Annotated in this window: 17 protein-coding genes and 1 pseudogene; 9 read left to right on the top strand and 9 right to left on the bottom strand. The window is 72.0% G+C overall.

What is annotated here, in order from left to right; genetic code table 11:
• Window positions 1-156 precede the first annotated feature (156 nt).
• Window positions 157-1,413, top strand: a complete 1,257-nt coding sequence (locus ATL41_RS08525; RefSeq protein ID WP_098458094.1) for a sensor histidine kinase — start codon at window positions 157-159, stop codon at window positions 1,411-1,413.
• Between the two features lie 47 nt (window positions 1,414-1,460).
• Here ATL41_RS08525 and ATL41_RS08520 read toward each other — a convergent pair whose 3' ends face one another.
• Window positions 1,461-2,111: a TetR-like C-terminal domain-containing protein gene (locus ATL41_RS08520; protein WP_098458093.1), complete on the bottom strand. Its 651-nt coding sequence runs from the start codon at window positions 2,109-2,111 to the stop codon at window positions 1,461-1,463.
• A gap of 83 nt (window positions 2,112-2,194) precedes the next feature.
• Here ATL41_RS08520 and ATL41_RS08515 point away from each other — a divergent pair, with 83 nt between their 5' ends.
• On the top strand, window positions 2,195-2,908 hold the full coding sequence (locus ATL41_RS08515; protein ID WP_098458092.1) for a response regulator: 714 nt from the start codon (window positions 2,195-2,197) through the stop codon (window positions 2,906-2,908).
• A 33-nt stretch (window positions 2,909-2,941) separates the two neighbouring features.
• Here ATL41_RS08515 and ATL41_RS08510 read toward each other — a convergent pair whose 3' ends face one another.
• From ATL41_RS08510 to ATL41_RS08495, 4 genes are all read right to left on the bottom strand, one after another.
• Window positions 2,942-3,424: a DUF421 domain-containing protein gene (locus ATL41_RS08510; protein ID WP_098458091.1), complete on the bottom strand. Its 483-nt coding sequence runs from the start codon at window positions 3,422-3,424 to the stop codon at window positions 2,942-2,944.
• Window positions 3,425-3,472: 48 nt separating this feature from the next.
• Complete coding sequence (locus tag ATL41_RS08505) at window positions 3,473-3,985, bottom strand: hypothetical protein (protein WP_098458090.1); 513 nt, start codon at window positions 3,983-3,985, stop codon at window positions 3,473-3,475.
• Between the two features lie 7 nt (window positions 3,986-3,992).
• Window positions 3,993-4,166 carry a CsbD family protein gene (locus ATL41_RS08500; RefSeq protein WP_098458089.1) on the bottom strand — a complete coding sequence of 58 codons (174 nt, stop codon included), beginning with the start codon at window positions 4,164-4,166 and terminating at the stop codon, window positions 3,993-3,995.
• A 74-nt stretch (window positions 4,167-4,240) separates the two neighbouring features.
• On the bottom strand, window positions 4,241-4,741 hold the full coding sequence (locus ATL41_RS08495) for a GNAT family N-acetyltransferase (RefSeq protein ID WP_098458088.1): 501 nt from the start codon (window positions 4,739-4,741) through the stop codon (window positions 4,241-4,243).
• Window positions 4,742-4,819: 78 nt separating this feature from the next.
• Between ATL41_RS08495 and ATL41_RS08490 the strand changes: the two genes are divergently transcribed.
• The 4 genes from ATL41_RS08490 (at window position 4,820) to ATL41_RS08475 (ending at window position 8,808) form a co-directional block, all read left to right on the top strand.
• A complete protein-coding gene (locus ATL41_RS08490) occupies window positions 4,820-5,440 on the top strand; it encodes a 1-acyl-sn-glycerol-3-phosphate acyltransferase (RefSeq protein ID WP_098458087.1) in 621 nt (206 codons plus the stop codon).
• Between the two features lie 125 nt (window positions 5,441-5,565).
• A complete protein-coding gene (uxaC, locus tag ATL41_RS08485; RefSeq protein ID WP_098458086.1) occupies window positions 5,566-6,975 on the top strand; it encodes a glucuronate isomerase in 1,410 nt (469 codons plus the stop codon).
• Complete coding sequence (locus ATL41_RS08480; RefSeq protein ID WP_219810377.1) at window positions 6,972-8,090, top strand: mannitol dehydrogenase family protein; 1,119 nt, start codon at window positions 6,972-6,974, stop codon at window positions 8,088-8,090. Before uxaC ends, ATL41_RS08480 begins: the two co-directional genes overlap by 4 nt.
• 148 nt (window positions 8,091-8,238) lie before the next feature.
• A complete protein-coding gene (locus ATL41_RS08475) occupies window positions 8,239-8,808 on the top strand; it encodes an NADPH-dependent FMN reductase (RefSeq protein WP_098458085.1) in 570 nt (189 codons plus the stop codon).
• 177 nt (window positions 8,809-8,985) lie between these two features.
• On the opposite strand, the gene ATL41_RS08470 is transcribed toward ATL41_RS08475, so the two are convergent.
• From ATL41_RS08470 to ATL41_RS08460, 3 genes are all read right to left on the bottom strand, one after another.
• Window positions 8,986-9,750 (bottom strand): PKD domain-containing protein, encoded by a 765-nt coding sequence (locus tag ATL41_RS08470; RefSeq protein ID WP_169924532.1) that lies wholly within the window; start codon window positions 9,748-9,750, stop codon window positions 8,986-8,988.
• 170 nt (window positions 9,751-9,920) lie between these two features.
• Window positions 9,921-10,568 (bottom strand): DUF6318 family protein, encoded by a 648-nt coding sequence (locus tag ATL41_RS08465; RefSeq protein ID WP_143556595.1) that lies wholly within the window; start codon window positions 10,566-10,568, stop codon window positions 9,921-9,923.
• 240 nt (window positions 10,569-10,808) lie between these two features.
• Window positions 10,809-11,636, bottom strand: coding sequence for a LacI family DNA-binding transcriptional regulator (locus tag ATL41_RS08460; RefSeq protein WP_098458082.1), 828 nt, complete (start codon window positions 11,634-11,636; stop codon window positions 10,809-10,811).
• A 17-nt stretch (window positions 11,637-11,653) separates the two neighbouring features.
• Here ATL41_RS08460 and ATL41_RS08455 point away from each other — a divergent pair.
• Window positions 11,654-11,866 (top strand): annotated as a pseudogene (locus tag ATL41_RS08455) (bifunctional D-altronate/D-mannonate dehydratase); the annotation flags it as partial.
• Between the two features lie 79 nt (window positions 11,867-11,945).
• Here the strand turns inward: ATL41_RS08455 and ATL41_RS08450 are convergent.
• A complete protein-coding gene (locus ATL41_RS08450; RefSeq protein WP_143556594.1) occupies window positions 11,946-12,713 on the bottom strand; it encodes a hypothetical protein in 768 nt (255 codons plus the stop codon).
• Between the two features lie 164 nt (window positions 12,714-12,877).
• On the opposite strand from ATL41_RS08450, the gene ATL41_RS08445 reads away from it, so the two are divergent.
• Both ATL41_RS08445 and ATL41_RS08440 read left to right on the top strand, forming a co-directional pair.
• Window positions 12,878-13,186, top strand: a complete 309-nt coding sequence (locus tag ATL41_RS08445) for a hypothetical protein (protein WP_143556593.1) — start codon at window positions 12,878-12,880, stop codon at window positions 13,184-13,186.
• A 67-nt stretch (window positions 13,187-13,253) separates the two neighbouring features.
• Window positions 13,254-14,501 (top strand): MFS transporter, encoded by a 1,248-nt coding sequence (locus ATL41_RS08440; RefSeq protein ID WP_219810376.1) that lies wholly within the window; start codon window positions 13,254-13,256, stop codon window positions 14,499-14,501.
• Window positions 14,502-14,503 lie beyond the last annotated feature (2 nt).

Below are 14,503 nucleotides of genomic sequence, written 5' to 3'. Positions count from 1 at the left end.
GCGTCTATCGCACCAGTGCAGCGGCGGGGGCCACATCGTCCCGCGGGCGCGGGCGCGTCCTCCCTGCGTCCTTCGCGTGGGTCCACCCACGGTAGGGGGTGCCCGAGACCGGGGTCGCTTCCCCCTGCCCGATGTCGCTCCTAGGGTGGGGGGACCATGTCACCAGTGCCTCCCGCCGTCGCAGCGACGTCCGACCCTGAGTCGCGCCGGGCAGTGTTCCTCCCTGCACCGCTGACGACCTGGCAGGAGACCTGGCGTTGGCTCGTCACGGTGACCGCCTCGCTCTTGCTGCTGGTGGCGGGCTCGACGGATGCGGCGTTCGCAGGCCGCTCGCTCGGGCTCGACGTCCTGCTCGGTGTCGTCGCGTTCGGGGCGTTCGCGGTGCGTCGCCGGTGGCCGCTCCTGGCGGGTGCGGTCGCGTGCCTCGCGGGCAGCTTCTCGATGACGGGCGTGCCGCCGTCGCTCGTCGTGCTCATGTCGGTCGCGACGCGACGCCGTTGGCGTGAGATCGCGGCGCTCGGCGTCGGCTGGGTGTCGCTGTCGGTCGTCTACGACCGGATGACGCCCGACATGACGCCCACCGTCCCGTGGTGGGCGCTCATGATCGTGACCCTCCTCGTCTACGGCATCGTCGTCGCGGTCGGCTCATACGTCGGGGCGCGCCGTGAGCTGGTCGCGACGCTGCGCACGCGCGCGGAGACGGCTGAGCGCGAGCAGGCGGCCCGCGTGGACCAGGCGCGGGCCGAGGAGCGCACGCGCATCGCGCGCGAGATGCACGACGTCCTGGCGCACCGCATCTCGCTCGTCGCGATGCACTCCGGCGCGCTCGCGTACCGCACCGACCTGGGCCGCGAGGAGACGGCGCAGACCGCAGCGATCATCCGTGACAACGCGAACCTCGCGCTCAAGGAGCTGCGCGAGGTGCTGGGCGTGCTGCGCGACCCGAGCGCGAGCTCGTCGTCCTCGGCACCGGAGCGGCCGCAGCCGCGGCTCGGTGACATCCACGAGCTCATCACCGCTGCCCGGTCGGCGGGCACGACGGTTGCGCTCGACATCCCCGCCGAGGTCGAGGAAGCCCTGCCCGGGCTCTCGGGCGCCGTCAGCCGCGCCGCGTACCGGATCGTGCAGGAGGCCCTGACCAACACGCGCAAGCACGCGCCGGGCATGCCGGTCGACGTGAGCGTCGGCCGCACGACGTCGCCTGACGGGACGGACCGCCTGACGATCGAGGTGCTCAACGCCCTCCCCGCTGCCCGCCCCTCGGGCAAGCGCGGGCCGAACGACGGTCCGCCGTCGTCCGGGCTCGGGCTCACGGGCCTCGCCGAGCGCGCGAGCCTCGCGGGCGGCGAGCTGCACCACGGGCCGGACCGTTCGGGCCGCTACGTCGTGTCGGCGTGGCTCCCCTGGTCGTGACGGGCGCGGTCCACGGCGGTGCCCTCGCGCGAGGCCGGGGCGCCGTCCTACTTCACGAGGCGCAGGCCAGGCCCCGGTCCGGGCACGACGGCGAACACGTCGACGATCGTGTGGATCAGGTGCGTCGTCGGCGGCAGCACGACGAGCGGGCGGTCGGCGCGGATCCGGATGAACCCGTGCAGGGCGAGCCACAGCCCGACGGCGAGCTCGCGCGCCACGTCGGGGGTGACGTCGGGCCGGCAGAGCGCGACACCCGCGATGACCGTGTCGAGCGCCTGCGCTGCCGGCGACGCGCCGTCGTCGAGGCCCGCGAGCCCCAGCTCCTTCTCGTTGCGCACCCCGTACGCGAGCGCGTAGCCGCACGGGTCCTCGACCGCCCACGTGACGTAGCCGACCGCGAGCGCCTTGAGCTCGTCGAGCGCCGTCGCGCCGGGTGCCAGCAGCGAGACCTCGAGGTCCATGCGCTCGAGCAGTCGCTGGTAGGCGGCTCGCAGAAGATCGTGCAGCAGAGCGTCGATGTCGGCGTGATAGAGCCTGATGATCTCCGGGTCGAGACCCGTCCGGTCGGCGAGGGCGTCGTGCGTGAGCGCAGCCGTGTCACCGGCGGCGACCACGATGTCTGCCGCTGCCGCGCGGATCTCATCGGCTGCGGGGTCGTGCTTCCACCCACGCCTCGCACCAGTGCTCGGGCCCGACATACCGTCACGCTAACGGACGAATCCGGCACGTGCCATGCGCTGCTCCGCGCGAGCGGCACGGCCTCCGTGAAAGGCTTGCGCCCATGACGACCGACGCGAACTCCCCGTCCGCACCGTCTGCCCGCGTCGTCCTGGTCGACGACGATCCGCTGGTCCGCGCCGGGCTGCGCATGATCCTCGGCGGTGACCGCTCGATCGAGATCGTCGGCGAGGCCGGGGACGGCCTCGAGGCGGAGGAGGTCGTGAGCGCGACCCAGCCCGACGTCGTGCTCATGGACATCCGCATGCCCCGCCGGGACGGCCTCGCGACGACCGAGGCGCTGCTCGCGCAGCGCCCGGACCTGCGGATCATCGTCCTGACGACCTTCGACGCCGACGACATGGTGCTCGGCGCCCTCCGCGCGGGCGCGACGGGCTTCCTGCTCAAGGACACCCCGCCCGAGCGTCTGGTGCGCGACGTCCTCGCCGCGGCGGCGGGCGAGCCGACGCTCTCGCCGTCGGTCACGGCGCAGCTCATCGCGGCGGTCGCGACGCCGAGCGCCCCTGGTGACGGGCGCATCCCCGACGAGCCGTCGGCGCGGCGCACGTGCGCACGCGAGCGTCTCGCGCGGCTCACGGAGCGCGAGCTCGAGGTGGCGCAGGCGATCGGCCGTGGGCTGAGCAACAGCGAGATCGCCGCGACGCTGTTCATGTCGGTGCCTACGGTGAAGTCGCACGTAGGCAAGCTGTTCACGAAGCTCGAGGTGGAGAACCGCGTGCAGATCGCGATCTGCGTGCACGACGCCGAGCTGGACTGAGCCGGGCCGACGGCGCCGGCCAGGGCCGAGGCTTCACCCTGCTTCGGGCTTGCTCTCCGCTCCCGCGTCTCCCCCGCTCTCGTACGGGAAGAACGAGATCTGGCCGTTCGTCTCGAGGACGGCGAGGCGCACGCTCCCGATGCGGTCGATGCCCTGCTGACGCGCGGCGCCGTACAGGTCGTCGAGGGAGAGGCGTTCGGCGCGCATGACGTCGGCCTGCGCTTCGCCGTCGTGCACGACGACCACGGGGACGCCGTGCGTGAACCGCCGCGCTGCGGGGAAGCGCGCGTTGACCCACGACAGGGCGATCGTCAGGAGGGCGAACGTCCCGACGGCGAGCATCGCGCCGGTGACGGAGTAGTCCTGCTGGGTGACGGCCTGCTGCACGAGGTCGCCCATGCAGATGAAGAGGATGAGCTCGAAGGAGCTGAGCGCGCCGAGTGTCGAGCGTCCGACGACACGGGTGATCCCCCACAGGAAGACGAAGACGACGACGGCGCGGACGACAGTCTCCACGGCCACTCCTCAGCAGCGTGCGCCGGGCTCGGCTCGGCGACCTGGTTCTTACGGGACGATGCGGGTGGTGAACTCGGTCGTCGCCACCTGGGTGCCGTCGGCCTCGACGACGGCGACGGTGCCGGTCCGGCCGATCTGGGACGCCGGCTGGATGTACGCGTCGAAGTCGACGACGAACGTGTCGCCGTCGGGGGCGGCGAAGGTGAGGAAGAGCTGAGCGCCGTCGCGCTGCTCCTCGGTGGGCTCCGGGGAGAAGCCCTGGGTCTCGTAGATGTCGAAGTAGTCGCCGGTCACGGCGAGCGTGATCTCCGCGTCGAACCCTCCGGCTCGCTCGACGACGACCTGCCAGGGGACGTCGAGGCCGCTGCGTGCGGTCGCGGCGTACGTGACGGAGACGGTGACGGCCCCTTCGGTCGTGCTCCTGGTCGTGGACCGGACGCCGAGCAGGCCGCTCGCGCCGGCGGCGATGAAGAGAAGGAGCACGAACGCACCGACGCGCCTCCCCCACAGGCCGCGCGAGCGGACCTGCGGGGGATGGACGCGGTCGAGCGTCGAACGCATCAGTCCATCAGTTCTTGAAAGCGTCCTTGACCTTCTCGCCGGCCTGCTTGAGGTTGGCCGAGACCTGGTCGCCCTTGCCCTCCGCCTCGAGACGCTCGTCGTCGGTGGCCTTGCCGGCCGCCTCCTTGCCCTTGCCCTGCAGGTTCTGCGCAGAGTTCTTGAGCTTGTCGTCGAGTCCCATGTCTCCTCCTGGAGCTTGTCGGTATCGCGGTTCTTCGACCGTATGCCGAGGCAGGGACGCCCGCACGACGAGCGTCAGCGGACCATCCGGATGTCGAGGATGTCGTCCCAGTGGGCGATCGTCTTCTCGGCACCGTCGGCGACGAAGCGGTGGCGGGCGTAGAAGCGGCGGGCGCGGGGGTTGTCGCGCGCGACCCAGAGATAGGCCGGCTCGTCGCCGAGGGCTGCCATGACCAGGGCGTCGGCGACGCCCGCGCCCTTGACGGCGTCGAGCACGTACATCATCCCGAGCTCGAGGGGGCGAGGTGCCTCGTCGTCCTGCGGGGTGCGCGCGAGGGTGAAGCCGACGACGTCGCCGCTCACCTCGGCGAGCCACGCCCCCTCGGCGTCGGGTCCGGTGAGGATCTCCCGCCACATCGCCTCGTGCTCGGGGACGGAGAGGTTCGCGAGCAGCTCGTCGGAGAGCAGGCCGGGGTAGGTCTCGCGCCAGGCCTGCACGTGGACGACGGCGAGCACGGGCGCGTCCTCGAGGCGCGCGCGGCGCACGTGCGGCGTGCGGTCGGGGACGTCGGTCATGGTCCGATCGTCGCCGGGGCTGCTCGCCACGGCGGGCGTCGTCTCATGATCCGGCCCGGGAGCCCCTACTGTGTGCGCATGAGGATTCGTCGTGGCATCGCTCGTCTGGGCTGGAAGATCAGCCCGTGGACCCACCGGTCGACGGTCGTCCCCACGGACGGGGTGGGGGTGCTCATCGGGGCGCCGCACACGTCGAACTGGGACTTCATCCTCATGCTCGGCATCGCGTGGGACCTGGGCCTGAAGGTCAAGTACCTGGGCAAGCACACGCTCTTCAAGCCGCCGTTCGGATGGGTCATGCGGCTGCTCGGCGGCATCCCCGTCGACCGGTCGAACCCTGCGGGCATCGTGACGGACATCGTCGATCGGGTGCGCTCGGGCGAGGGCTTCTACCTGGTCGTGACGCCGGAGGGGACGCGGTCGTCGGGCAGGTACTGGAAGTCGGGCTTCCACCGCATCGCCGTCGAGGCGGGTCTGCCGATCACGCTCGGCTACGTGGACCGCGACACGATGACGACCGGGCTCGGCATGACGTTCGTGCCGACGGGCGACGTGCGCAAGGACATGGACGTCGTCCGGGAGTTCTACCAGGACAAGTCGGGCTTCCGTCCGGAGTTCCGCACCGAGCCGCGCCTGCGCGAGGAAGAGCGCGCGGAGGGCGACGGCGGCAGCCCTGCTGAGGGCTCCGACCAGCGGTGATGCTGGCGGGCTGATCGCCTCCAGCACGGGCGGCGCGACGTCGTCGGTCGCCGTTGACGGCCCCGCCGGGGGCAAGTCACGGCAACCGATTGCCGGCCTGAGCGGCCCTGCCGAGACTCGAAGGCATGGACGCCTGGACACTTCACCCCGACCGGCTGCTCCCCGCCGACCCGGCCGCTCGCGGCGTCGCGCGCCGTCTCTACGACCTGACGCGCGACCTGCCGATCGTGTCCCCGCACGGTCACGTCCCCACGGCCATGCTGCTCGACGACGAGCCGTTCGCCGACCCGACCTCCCTCCTGCTGACGCCCGACCACTACGTCACGCGCCTCCTGCACGCCTCGGGCGTGCCTCTCGCCGAGCTCGGCGTCGGGCAAGGACCGCTCTCCGAGGCCGACGCGCGCCGCGCGTGGCGGCACCTGTGCACGCACTGGTCGGCGTACGCGGGCACGCCCGTACGGTTCTGGCTCGAGTCCGAGCTCGTCGACGTCTTCGGCGTGACGGTGCGCCCGAGCGCCGAGACCGCCGACGCCGTCTACGACACGATCGCCGCGCGCCTCGCCGAGCCAGGATTCCGACCGCGAGCGCTCTTCGACCGCTTCGACATCTCCTTCCTCGCGACGACCGACGACCCCGTCGACGACCTCGCCGCGCACGCCGCTCTCGCGGCGGACCCGTCGTTCACGGGTCGCGTCGTGCCGACCTTCCGCCCCGACCGCTACCTCGAGGTCACGGCACCTGCATGGGCCGACGACGTCGCGCGTCTCGGCGAGGTCGCAGGCGTCCCGACAGACACGTTCAGCGGCTGGGTCGCGGCGATGGAGTCGCGGCGCGCCCACTTCAAGGAGCACGGCGCCGTCTCCGCCGACCACTCGCACGTCGACCCCGGCACCCTCGACCTCGACCGCGCCGACGCCGAACGCATCTACGCCGACGCGCTCCGCGGCCACGTCGGCACGGCGGACGGCACTGCGCTGCGCCGCCACATGCTCCTCGAGCAGGCGCGCATGTCCGCCGACGACGGCCTCACCATGACCATCCACCCGGGCGTGCGGCGCAACCACCACACCCCGACGTTCGAGCAGTACGGCGCCGACGTCGGCGCAGACCTGCCGCTCGAGGTCTCCTACACCGACCATCTGCGCCCGATGCTCGAACGCTTCGGCACGAGCCCCGGCTTCACGGTCGTGCTGTTCACGCTCGACGAGACCGCGTTCTCGCGCGACATCGCGCCGCTCGCGGGCTTCTACCCGAGCGTCTACGTCGGCGCGCCGTGGTGGTTCCTCGACGCCCCCGACGCGATCCGGCGCTGGCGCGCCGCCGTCACCGAGACCGCCGGCTTCTCCCGGACAAGCGGTTTCATCGACGACACGCGCGCCTTCTGCTCGATCCCCGCGCGCCACGACATGTCGCGCCGCCTCGACGCCGGCTTCCTCGCGGGCCTCGTCGCCGAGCACCGGCTCGACGAGGACGAGGCTGCCGAGATCGCCGTCGACCTCGTGGTCGGCCGCCCGGCGAAAGCGTTCGGGCTGTGAGCGCCGCGCCGCTGCGCCGCACCCGCCCGGCACCGCCCGTGCGGCACGTGCACCTGGGCCTCGGCGCGTTCTTCCGCGCGCACCAGGCCTGGTACACCGCGCACGCGGACGACGCCGCACAGTGGGGCATCGCCGCCTTCACCGGCCGCTCCCGCGCCCTCGCCGACACGCTGAGCGCCCAGGACGGGCTGTACACGCTCGCCGAGCTCGCCCCGGGTGCGGACCGCGTCCAGACGGTCGAGTCCCTCGTCGCCGCTCACGCCGGCACCGACCACGAGGCCCTGCTGCGCTATGCCGCCGACCCGGCCGTCACCGTCATGACGACGACCGTCACCGAGGCCGGCTACGTCCGCGGCGCCTCCGGGATCGACCACGAGGACCCGCACGTCGCGCGAGACGTGGCGCTCCTGCGCGCCAACCCGCGCGCACCCGTCCAGACCGCCCCCGCCAAGATCGTCGCGCTCCTCCTTGCGCGGCGCGCTGCCGGTGGGGGCGGGCTGACGGTCGTGCCGTGCGACAACCTGCCTGCGAACGGCGAGGTGCTGCGCGGCGTCGTCGACGACCTGGCATCGCTCGTGGACCCGAGCCTGCAGGCCTGGGCCGACGAGCACGTCTCCTACGTGACGACGATGGTCGACCGCATCACCCCGGCCTCGACGGACGCGGACGTCGCGCGAGCCCGCGCCGCTGGCTTCGACGACGCCGCCCCCGTCGCGACAGAGCCCTTCGCCGAGTGGGTCCTCGCCGGCGAGTTCCGCGGGCCCCGCCCCGCCTGGGAGACGGCGGGCGCGACCTTCACGGACGACGTCGTGCCGTACGAGGAGCGCAAGCTCTTCCTGCTCAACGGCGTGCGCATCCTGCCGACGCTGCGCCGCGAGCGCGCGGCCGGACGCATGCCCGACGGCGCCGTGGCCGCCCTCGCGGCCTGGGCCGCCTCCGTCCGGGCGGGTGGCCCGGCGCTCTCGGATCCGCTCGTCGGGCGGCTGCGCCCGCTCATCGGCGCGCCCACGGGCGCGGCCAGCCGCGAGCTCCTGGCCCTCATGGACCCGGCGCTCGTGGACGACGTCGAGCTCGTGGCGGCCGTCGTGCACGCGCAGGTCCTCGTCGTCCGGTAGGTCCCCGGGGGTTCCCGACCGATCGCCCTCGTGCACGCACCACGTGTGGATGCGGGCGATCCGTGCGAGGCGCGCGCCTTTGCACGGGGTGCGGGCGGGCGGGTGCGGTGCGACCGTGAGAGGACCACACCTCGACCGGGAGACAACGATGGCCACGTACAAGGTCGGCTGCTTCGTCGGCAGCCTCTCGTCCACGTCGATCAACCGTGAGCTGAGCCGCGTGCTCGCGAAGGTCGCGCCCGACAACCTCGAGCTCACCGAGATCCCCATCGGGGACCTCCCGCTGTACAGCCCGGACTACGACGCCGACTACCCCGCCGAGGGACGTGCCCTCAAGGACGCGATCGCGGCGTCGGACGCGGTCCTGTTCGTCACGCCCGAGTACAACCGCTCGATCCCGGGCGTGCTCAAGAACGCGCTCGACTGGGCGTCCCGGCCGTGGGGCCAGAACTCGTTCGACCACATGCCCGCCGCCGTGATCGGCGCGTCCGTCGGCAAGATCGGGACGGCGGTGGCGCAGCAGTCGCTCCGCGGCGTCCTGAGCTACTGCAACGCCCGCCAGATGACCTCCCCGGAGGCGTACATCACCGTCACACCCGACCTGTTCGACGGCGAGGGCGGCGTCACCGACGAGTCCGTGGGCGAGTTCCTCACCGAGTTCATGAAGGAGTTCGCGGAGCACATCCAGCGAGTGCTGACGGTCCTGCCGCGCGACTGAGCTGCGTACTCCCGGGCTCCTCGCCGGGCTCCTCGTCTAGGAGGCGCGCCCCCGCTCCCCCCTCCTCTCGGCCCGCGTCCTGCTCGACGGATCGCCCGGATGCACACGTGACGTGTGCATCCGGGCGATCGATCACGACTGGCCGCCTTGGGGCGCTCGCCTCGATGCCTCCTGCGTCTAGCCGGGTGGTGTGACGAGGCGGGTGCGGATCTCGTGGGTGGTGAAGGGTTCGGAGGTGCTGGTGGTGGTGTTCTGCCCGTCGACGTCGCGCCACTGCGTTTCGCCGACGAGGCGCCATTGGCCTTGCCAGGTGGTGGTGAGGGTGACGGTGTAGGTGCCGAGGCGGGTGTAAACGTGGGTGACGGTCTTGTCGGGGTAGGGCCCGCCCGGCTTGGTGGTGGTCAGCGGCTTGGTCTTGTCGCCGAAGTCCCAGCGCCACTCGACCGGGGTCGCTCGGATCTCGACGGGCGTGCCGCCGACGGTCGTGGTGAGGGTCTGGGGCGTGTCGTCGGAGTAGACGATGGTGTCGATCTGTACGAAGGTCCACCCGCGCCCGTCGATCACGGTCACCGGCGGCGCGGTGATGGTCATCTCGGCGAAGGCGCGGCGCACGTCGTCGATGAGGTCGCCCTCGCCTGGGATCACGCAGGTCGCGGGCGACAGCGGCTGCCAAGGCCCCCATTCCGCGTCCCCAGCGGGACGCGAGCGGGTCTCGCGCGCGGGCTGGAGAACCTCGCCCTCTGGGCATTCCTCGACGGGGTCGAGACAGAGCTGGATATACGCGGTGGCGAAAGCCTGCGGAGATCCCGGCTGGCAGAAGTTCGGATCAAGAACACGAGTTTCGGTGAGCGGCGGTCCAGTGGCGGGGCGTCCAACGGGCCTTGGCGAGAGGTCCGCGTCCCGGACCGTTCCTTCGATCTCGATCTGACGGGGGCTCTTCACGGAACTTGTGAATCGTGATGTGCCCTTTTGGTCGCCCGCGTCGTGTTGAATTGCCGCGTCGACTACACCAGGCCGAGGAGAGTTGCGTCCGACATACGCAGGGGCGCCTGGCGTCGAAAAGAGACTGAGTGAAAGGGCAAGGACCAGGTGGACCTGTCCGGGGTACCCCATCACGAGCTGCGATCCAGCTCGACCACGTCGACATAATCCGCTACTCGCCACCGGGTCCCATCCCATGCTGCGACAAGCCCGAGGGTCTCTTCACGGGGACCTTTGCTCTCCACGGAGGCGCCGTCTGCGGCGAGAGTCTCGTAGGGCGCGAAGTGAAGTTCCATCAGCCAAACGTGCTCACTACTGGTCGACTCGCCTTCGTGCTGTCTGATCACGTTGATGGTGGCAGCGTCGCCCGCTGTCTGAACGCCCGAGTCGAACTCTGCGTCGATGCCGTCGGCGAGGCTCCTGCAGTAGTCGCAGGTCTCCGTCGATGCCGCACGCAGCAGCGAGGTGTCGCCCGTGTTCAACGTGTAGCCGTACAGCGCTACGAAGTACTCGACGGCCGCCTTCGAACCGACCTTGCCCGGCGTCTTGAGGTCCACGGGCACCGCTGGCGGCGTCGTGATCTTCTCGATCTCCGGCTCCGCGGTCGACGACGCGGTGGGCGCCTCCGTCGGCGAGCCGCTCGCCGCAGGTGTGCTCGCGACCGGCGTCGTCGGGGCCGCAGTCGGCGACGGCGCCTCCTCCCCGGTACACCCAGCAAGGAGCACGGCTGCGAAGACGGCGGTGGCGCAGCGCAGGACGAACGAGGAGGTCGCGGGCATGGTGAGCAAGGTAGCGATCCGCCACGCACGCCGCCACATATGTCCCGAACCTGTGGATCAACCCGCCGGCAGACCACCGATCGCCCGGATGCACACGTCATGGGTGCACCTGGGCGATCAGTGCATCCGAGGCGCAGTCGCGTCACCCGACAGATCGCCCTGCTCCACGCTTCGCATGTGCAACGAGGCGATCTGTGGCGCGGCTGGGGGCGAGGGACGGACAGTGGCGCGTAGCTCCGCTCAGGCCGGGGGCGGCGTCCAGGCGCGCTGGCGGCGCGGGCGCGGGCCCGTCGACTCGCGGACCCGCAACGCCGCAGGCAGCAGCGCCGGCCGGCGCGGCACGACCGTCCGGGCGCCCCGCAGCCCCACCGTGCTGAGCCGCTCCGCGAGCACCGTGACAGCGTGCTTGCCGAGCGCGGCGAGCGGCGCCGCGACCGTCGTCAGGGCTGGCGAGCAGAAGTCCGCGCCGAAGATGTCGTCGAACCCGACGACCGATACGTCGCCGGGCACGGAGACGCCCCACGACTGCACCTCCTGCATGAAGCCGATCGCGAGCAGGTCGTTATACGCGACGACCGCCGTCGTGCGCGACCCGGCGAACGCGCGTGCCGCCGCGCGCCCGCCCTCCCGCGTGGGCGCGAACGGTCCGAGCCTGCGCACGCGCAGTCCCACCTCGTGCCCAGCCTCCTGCGCCGCACGCCACCGCATGCCGTCCGCCCAGGAGGCCTCCGGCCCGGCGAGGTACGTGATCGTGCGGTGGTCGAGCTGCGCAAGGTGCTCGACGGCGCGGCGCATGCCGCGCGCGTTGTCCGTCACGACGCTCGGGACGTCCGTGACCACGCGGTTGAGCACGACGGCGGGCTGGCGCCGCGCGATCGCGCGGATCGACGTGTCGGAGAGGCGCGACGTCGCGAGCACGATCCCCTCGACGATGCCCGCCGTGCGGTCGAGCGCCTGCCGCTCGACCTCGGTCGACTCGTTCACGTCCGCGACGAGCAGCGTGTAGTCCTGCTCAGCGGCCGCGCGCTCGGCGCCACGGATGATCTCGAAGAAGAACGGGTTGGTCAGGTCCGACGCGACGAGCCCACAACTTCGGGATCCAGGAGTACATGCAGCACGGCGAGCGGACCAACGAGGTGTTTCAGCAGTCGTTCACCTTCACGGACGGCTACCTGCACCCGGGCGACAAGCCCGGTCTCGGCGTCGAGCTCGACGTCGACGAGGCGGGCAGGTACCCGTACGAGGTCGCCTACCTCCCGTACAACCGGCTCGCGGACGGTACGGTCCACGACTGGTGACCGGACAGGGGGTTGCGTGCGGGCGCCGCCGCACCCGAGTGGTGTGCGGCGGCGCCCGGCGTCGTCCTGGTGCGGCGCGTCAGCGCGGGTCGGGGATGTCGACCGGCTCGCCCCAGCGGTAGAAGGTCTGCGTCGTCGTGACCGACTCGCCGCCCATCGAGGCCGTCGCGACGGACTCGACGCCGAGGAAGTCCTCGTCGACCGTGAACCAGACGTCGCTCATCGTCGCTCCGGCGAACTCGAACGTGTCGGTGCAGTCGTAGCGGGCCTCGCCGGTGCGCAGGCCGTCTGTCGTCCACGTGTCGCACGTGGCCAGGTAGGTCTTGATCGCGAGCGGGTCGCTGAAGACGCGGACGAGGCCGATCGTGGCGTCGACGAGCTGGTCGCCCGAGCCCTCCTCGACCCACTCGGCGCCCTGACGCAGCCAGCCGGTCTTCTCCTCGAGGATGACGCCGAGCTCGCCCTCGGCGCCGCCCGTCACGTAGGCGCTGTACTTCGGGTCGAAGCGGAAGGCGACGTTGCTCGAGCTGGTGCCGTCCTCGACGACCATCGACCCGGTGCCGACGGCGGTCATCGCGTCGACGATGCACGTGCCGAGCGCCTTTCCGCTGACCGTCGCGTCCTTCTGCGTCGACACGTCGGCGCACGACTCGGGAACCTGGACCGCGGGCTCGGCCGGCTCGGTGGTGGTCGGGGCGGGCTCGGTGGTCCCGGTGGCGTCGGAGGGGGTCGCGGCGCTCGAGGTGGTCGCCGCGGCGGCGGGCTCGGGGGTGTCGGACGAGCACGCTGCGAGGCTGGCCACGAGGGCAGCCGTGAGGACAAGAGAAGAGACGGGGTTGAGTTTCACGCCCCAGAAGGTAACGAAATCCTGGTGCTTGTGCAGGTCGGGGGCTACCGCACACCGGGTGAACGTCGACATAAGACTTCCGTCCTGACCATGCAGGGAGTGATTCATGACACTTTCACCCTGTGTGCTTGACGCTTTCTTTACTTAGCGCCATGCTGGTGCGCATGACGATCACGACAAGCCTCGACGGACGTACCCACGCCCCGGCCTCCCATGTTCGTCGGCCCGCAACCGCCGCGACCCCGTTCGTGAGCCTCCGCCTCGCCGACGGCGGCGCCGCCCACGGCGCTCTCTCCGGCGCCGTCCGCCACGCGATCGAGGCGCACGCGAGCCTCACGCCCAGCCAGCGGCTCTCGCTCGCCGCCCCTTCCGACCTCCCGCGCCTGTACACGCAGACCGAGGCCTCACTGCTCGTCGACGCCCTCACGGCCGCCGGCGCGACCGTCACGGTCGTCGCTCCGAGCCCCCTCTGACGCAGGCCTTCTCCGGCAGGGCGCCGCACCCGGGTGCCGTGTCCGCCCGCGGTGACAGACTGCGACGGTGGCCATCGCACCCGAACAGCCCGAGATCGCGCACGCCCAGCGCCGCACGCTGAGAGTCCTCGTCGGGGCCCAGCTCCTCTCCGGGGCCGGGCTCGCCGCGGGCGTCACCGTCGGCGCCCTCCTCGCTCAGGACCTGCTCGGCTCGACCGCGCTCTCCGGCCTGCCGACCGCGCTGTTCGCTGCGGGCGGGGCGCTCGCCGCCGCGGGCGTCGGCCGCGTGTCGCAGACGCGCGGCAGACGCCCCGGCCTCGCGCTCGGCTACCTCGCTGGCGCGCTCGGCGCGGTCGGCGTCATCGTCGCTGCCGTCCTGGGCTCCGGCGTCCTCCTCCTCGCTGCGTTGTTCGTCTACGGAGCGGGCAACGCGACGAACCTCCAGGCGCGCTACGCGGGCGCCGACCTCGCGACGGCCGCGAGCCGCGGCCGCGCCGTCTCGACCGTGCTCGTCGCGACGACGCTCGGTGCCGTCGCGGGCCCGAACCTCGTCGAGGTGATGGGCGACGTCGCCGACGCCGTCTCGATCCCGCACCTCGCCGGGCCCTTCCTCCTCGCCGCGGTCGCGTACGGCGCTGCGGCGGCGATCCTCGCCGTCGCGCTGCGACCCGACCCGCTCCTGCTCGCCCGCGAGCGCGCCGCGGCGCAGCCTGCACAGCCCTCACCCGGCGACACCCAGGACGACGGCGCTCACGGATCTGCGCCGGGCGTGCGCCTCGGCGCGACGACGATGGTCGTCACGCAGGTCGTCATGGCGGCGATCATGACGATGACGCCGATCCACATGAAGGCACACGGCCACGGCCTGGGTGCGACCGGCCTGGTCATCGCGATCCACGTCGGGGCGATGTACCTGCCGTCGCCGTTGTCGGGGTCGCTCGTCGACCGGCTCGGGTCTCGCGTCGTGGCCGGGCTGGCTGGGCTGACCCTGCTGGCGGCGAGCCTCGTCGCGTGGCTCGCCCCGGAATCGTCCGTGCCGTGGCTCGCGTTCGCGCTCGCGCTGCTCGGTCTCGGGTGGAGCCTCGGCCTCGTCGCAGGCACGACGGCGGTCGCCGAGAACCTCCCGCTCGAGCGGCGCGCCCGGACGCAGGGATCGGTCGACGTGCTCGTGTCGCTGGGCGGGGCGGGTGCGGGGGTGCTCTCGGGTGTGGTCGTGTCAGCGTGGAGCTACGGCACGCTGTGCGTCCTCGGTGGCGTGGTGGCGATCATCCTCGTGGCGTTGCTCGCCCTGTTCCGCCCGCGCCCGACGCGGTAGCT

It is taken from the genome of Flavimobilis soli (assembly GCF_002564025.1).
Classification (GTDB): Bacteria; Actinomycetota; Actinomycetes; order Actinomycetales; family Cellulomonadaceae; genus Flavimobilis; species Flavimobilis soli.
Note: the sequence above shows the minus strand (reverse complement) of the source record. Positions and strands in the feature narration are given on the sequence as shown.

Bases quoted from the DNA above. Each gene is read 5' to 3' on its own strand.
- ATL41_RS08525 (WP_098458094.1), top strand. From the start codon at position 157: ATGTCACCAGTGCCTCCCGCCGTCGCAGCGACGTCCGACCCTGAGTCG.
- ATL41_RS08520 (WP_098458093.1), bottom strand. From the start codon at position 2,111: ATGTCGGGCCCGAGCACTGGTGCGAGGCGTGGGTGGAAGCACGACCCC.
- ATL41_RS08515 (WP_098458092.1), top strand. From the start codon at position 2,195: ATGACGACCGACGCGAACTCCCCGTCCGCACCGTCTGCCCGCGTCGTC.
- ATL41_RS08505 (WP_098458090.1), bottom strand. From the start codon at position 3,985: ATGCGTTCGACGCTCGACCGCGTCCATCCCCCGCAGGTCCGCTCGCGC.
- ATL41_RS08500 (WP_098458089.1), bottom strand. From the start codon at position 4,166: ATGGGACTCGACGACAAGCTCAAGAACTCTGCGCAGAACCTGCAGGGC.
- ATL41_RS08495 (WP_098458088.1), bottom strand. From the start codon at position 4,741: ATGACCGACGTCCCCGACCGCACGCCGCACGTGCGCCGCGCGCGCCTC.
- ATL41_RS08490 (WP_098458087.1), top strand. From the start codon at position 4,820: ATGAGGATTCGTCGTGGCATCGCTCGTCTGGGCTGGAAGATCAGCCCG.
- uxaC (WP_098458086.1), top strand. From the start codon at position 5,566: ATGGACGCCTGGACACTTCACCCCGACCGGCTGCTCCCCGCCGACCCG.
- ATL41_RS08475 (WP_098458085.1), top strand. From the start codon at position 8,239: ATGGCCACGTACAAGGTCGGCTGCTTCGTCGGCAGCCTCTCGTCCACG.
- ATL41_RS08465 (WP_143556595.1), bottom strand. From the start codon at position 10,568: ATGCCCGCGACCTCCTCGTTCGTCCTGCGCTGCGCCACCGCCGTCTTC.
- ATL41_RS08445 (WP_143556593.1), top strand. From the start codon at position 12,878: ATGACGATCACGACAAGCCTCGACGGACGTACCCACGCCCCGGCCTCC.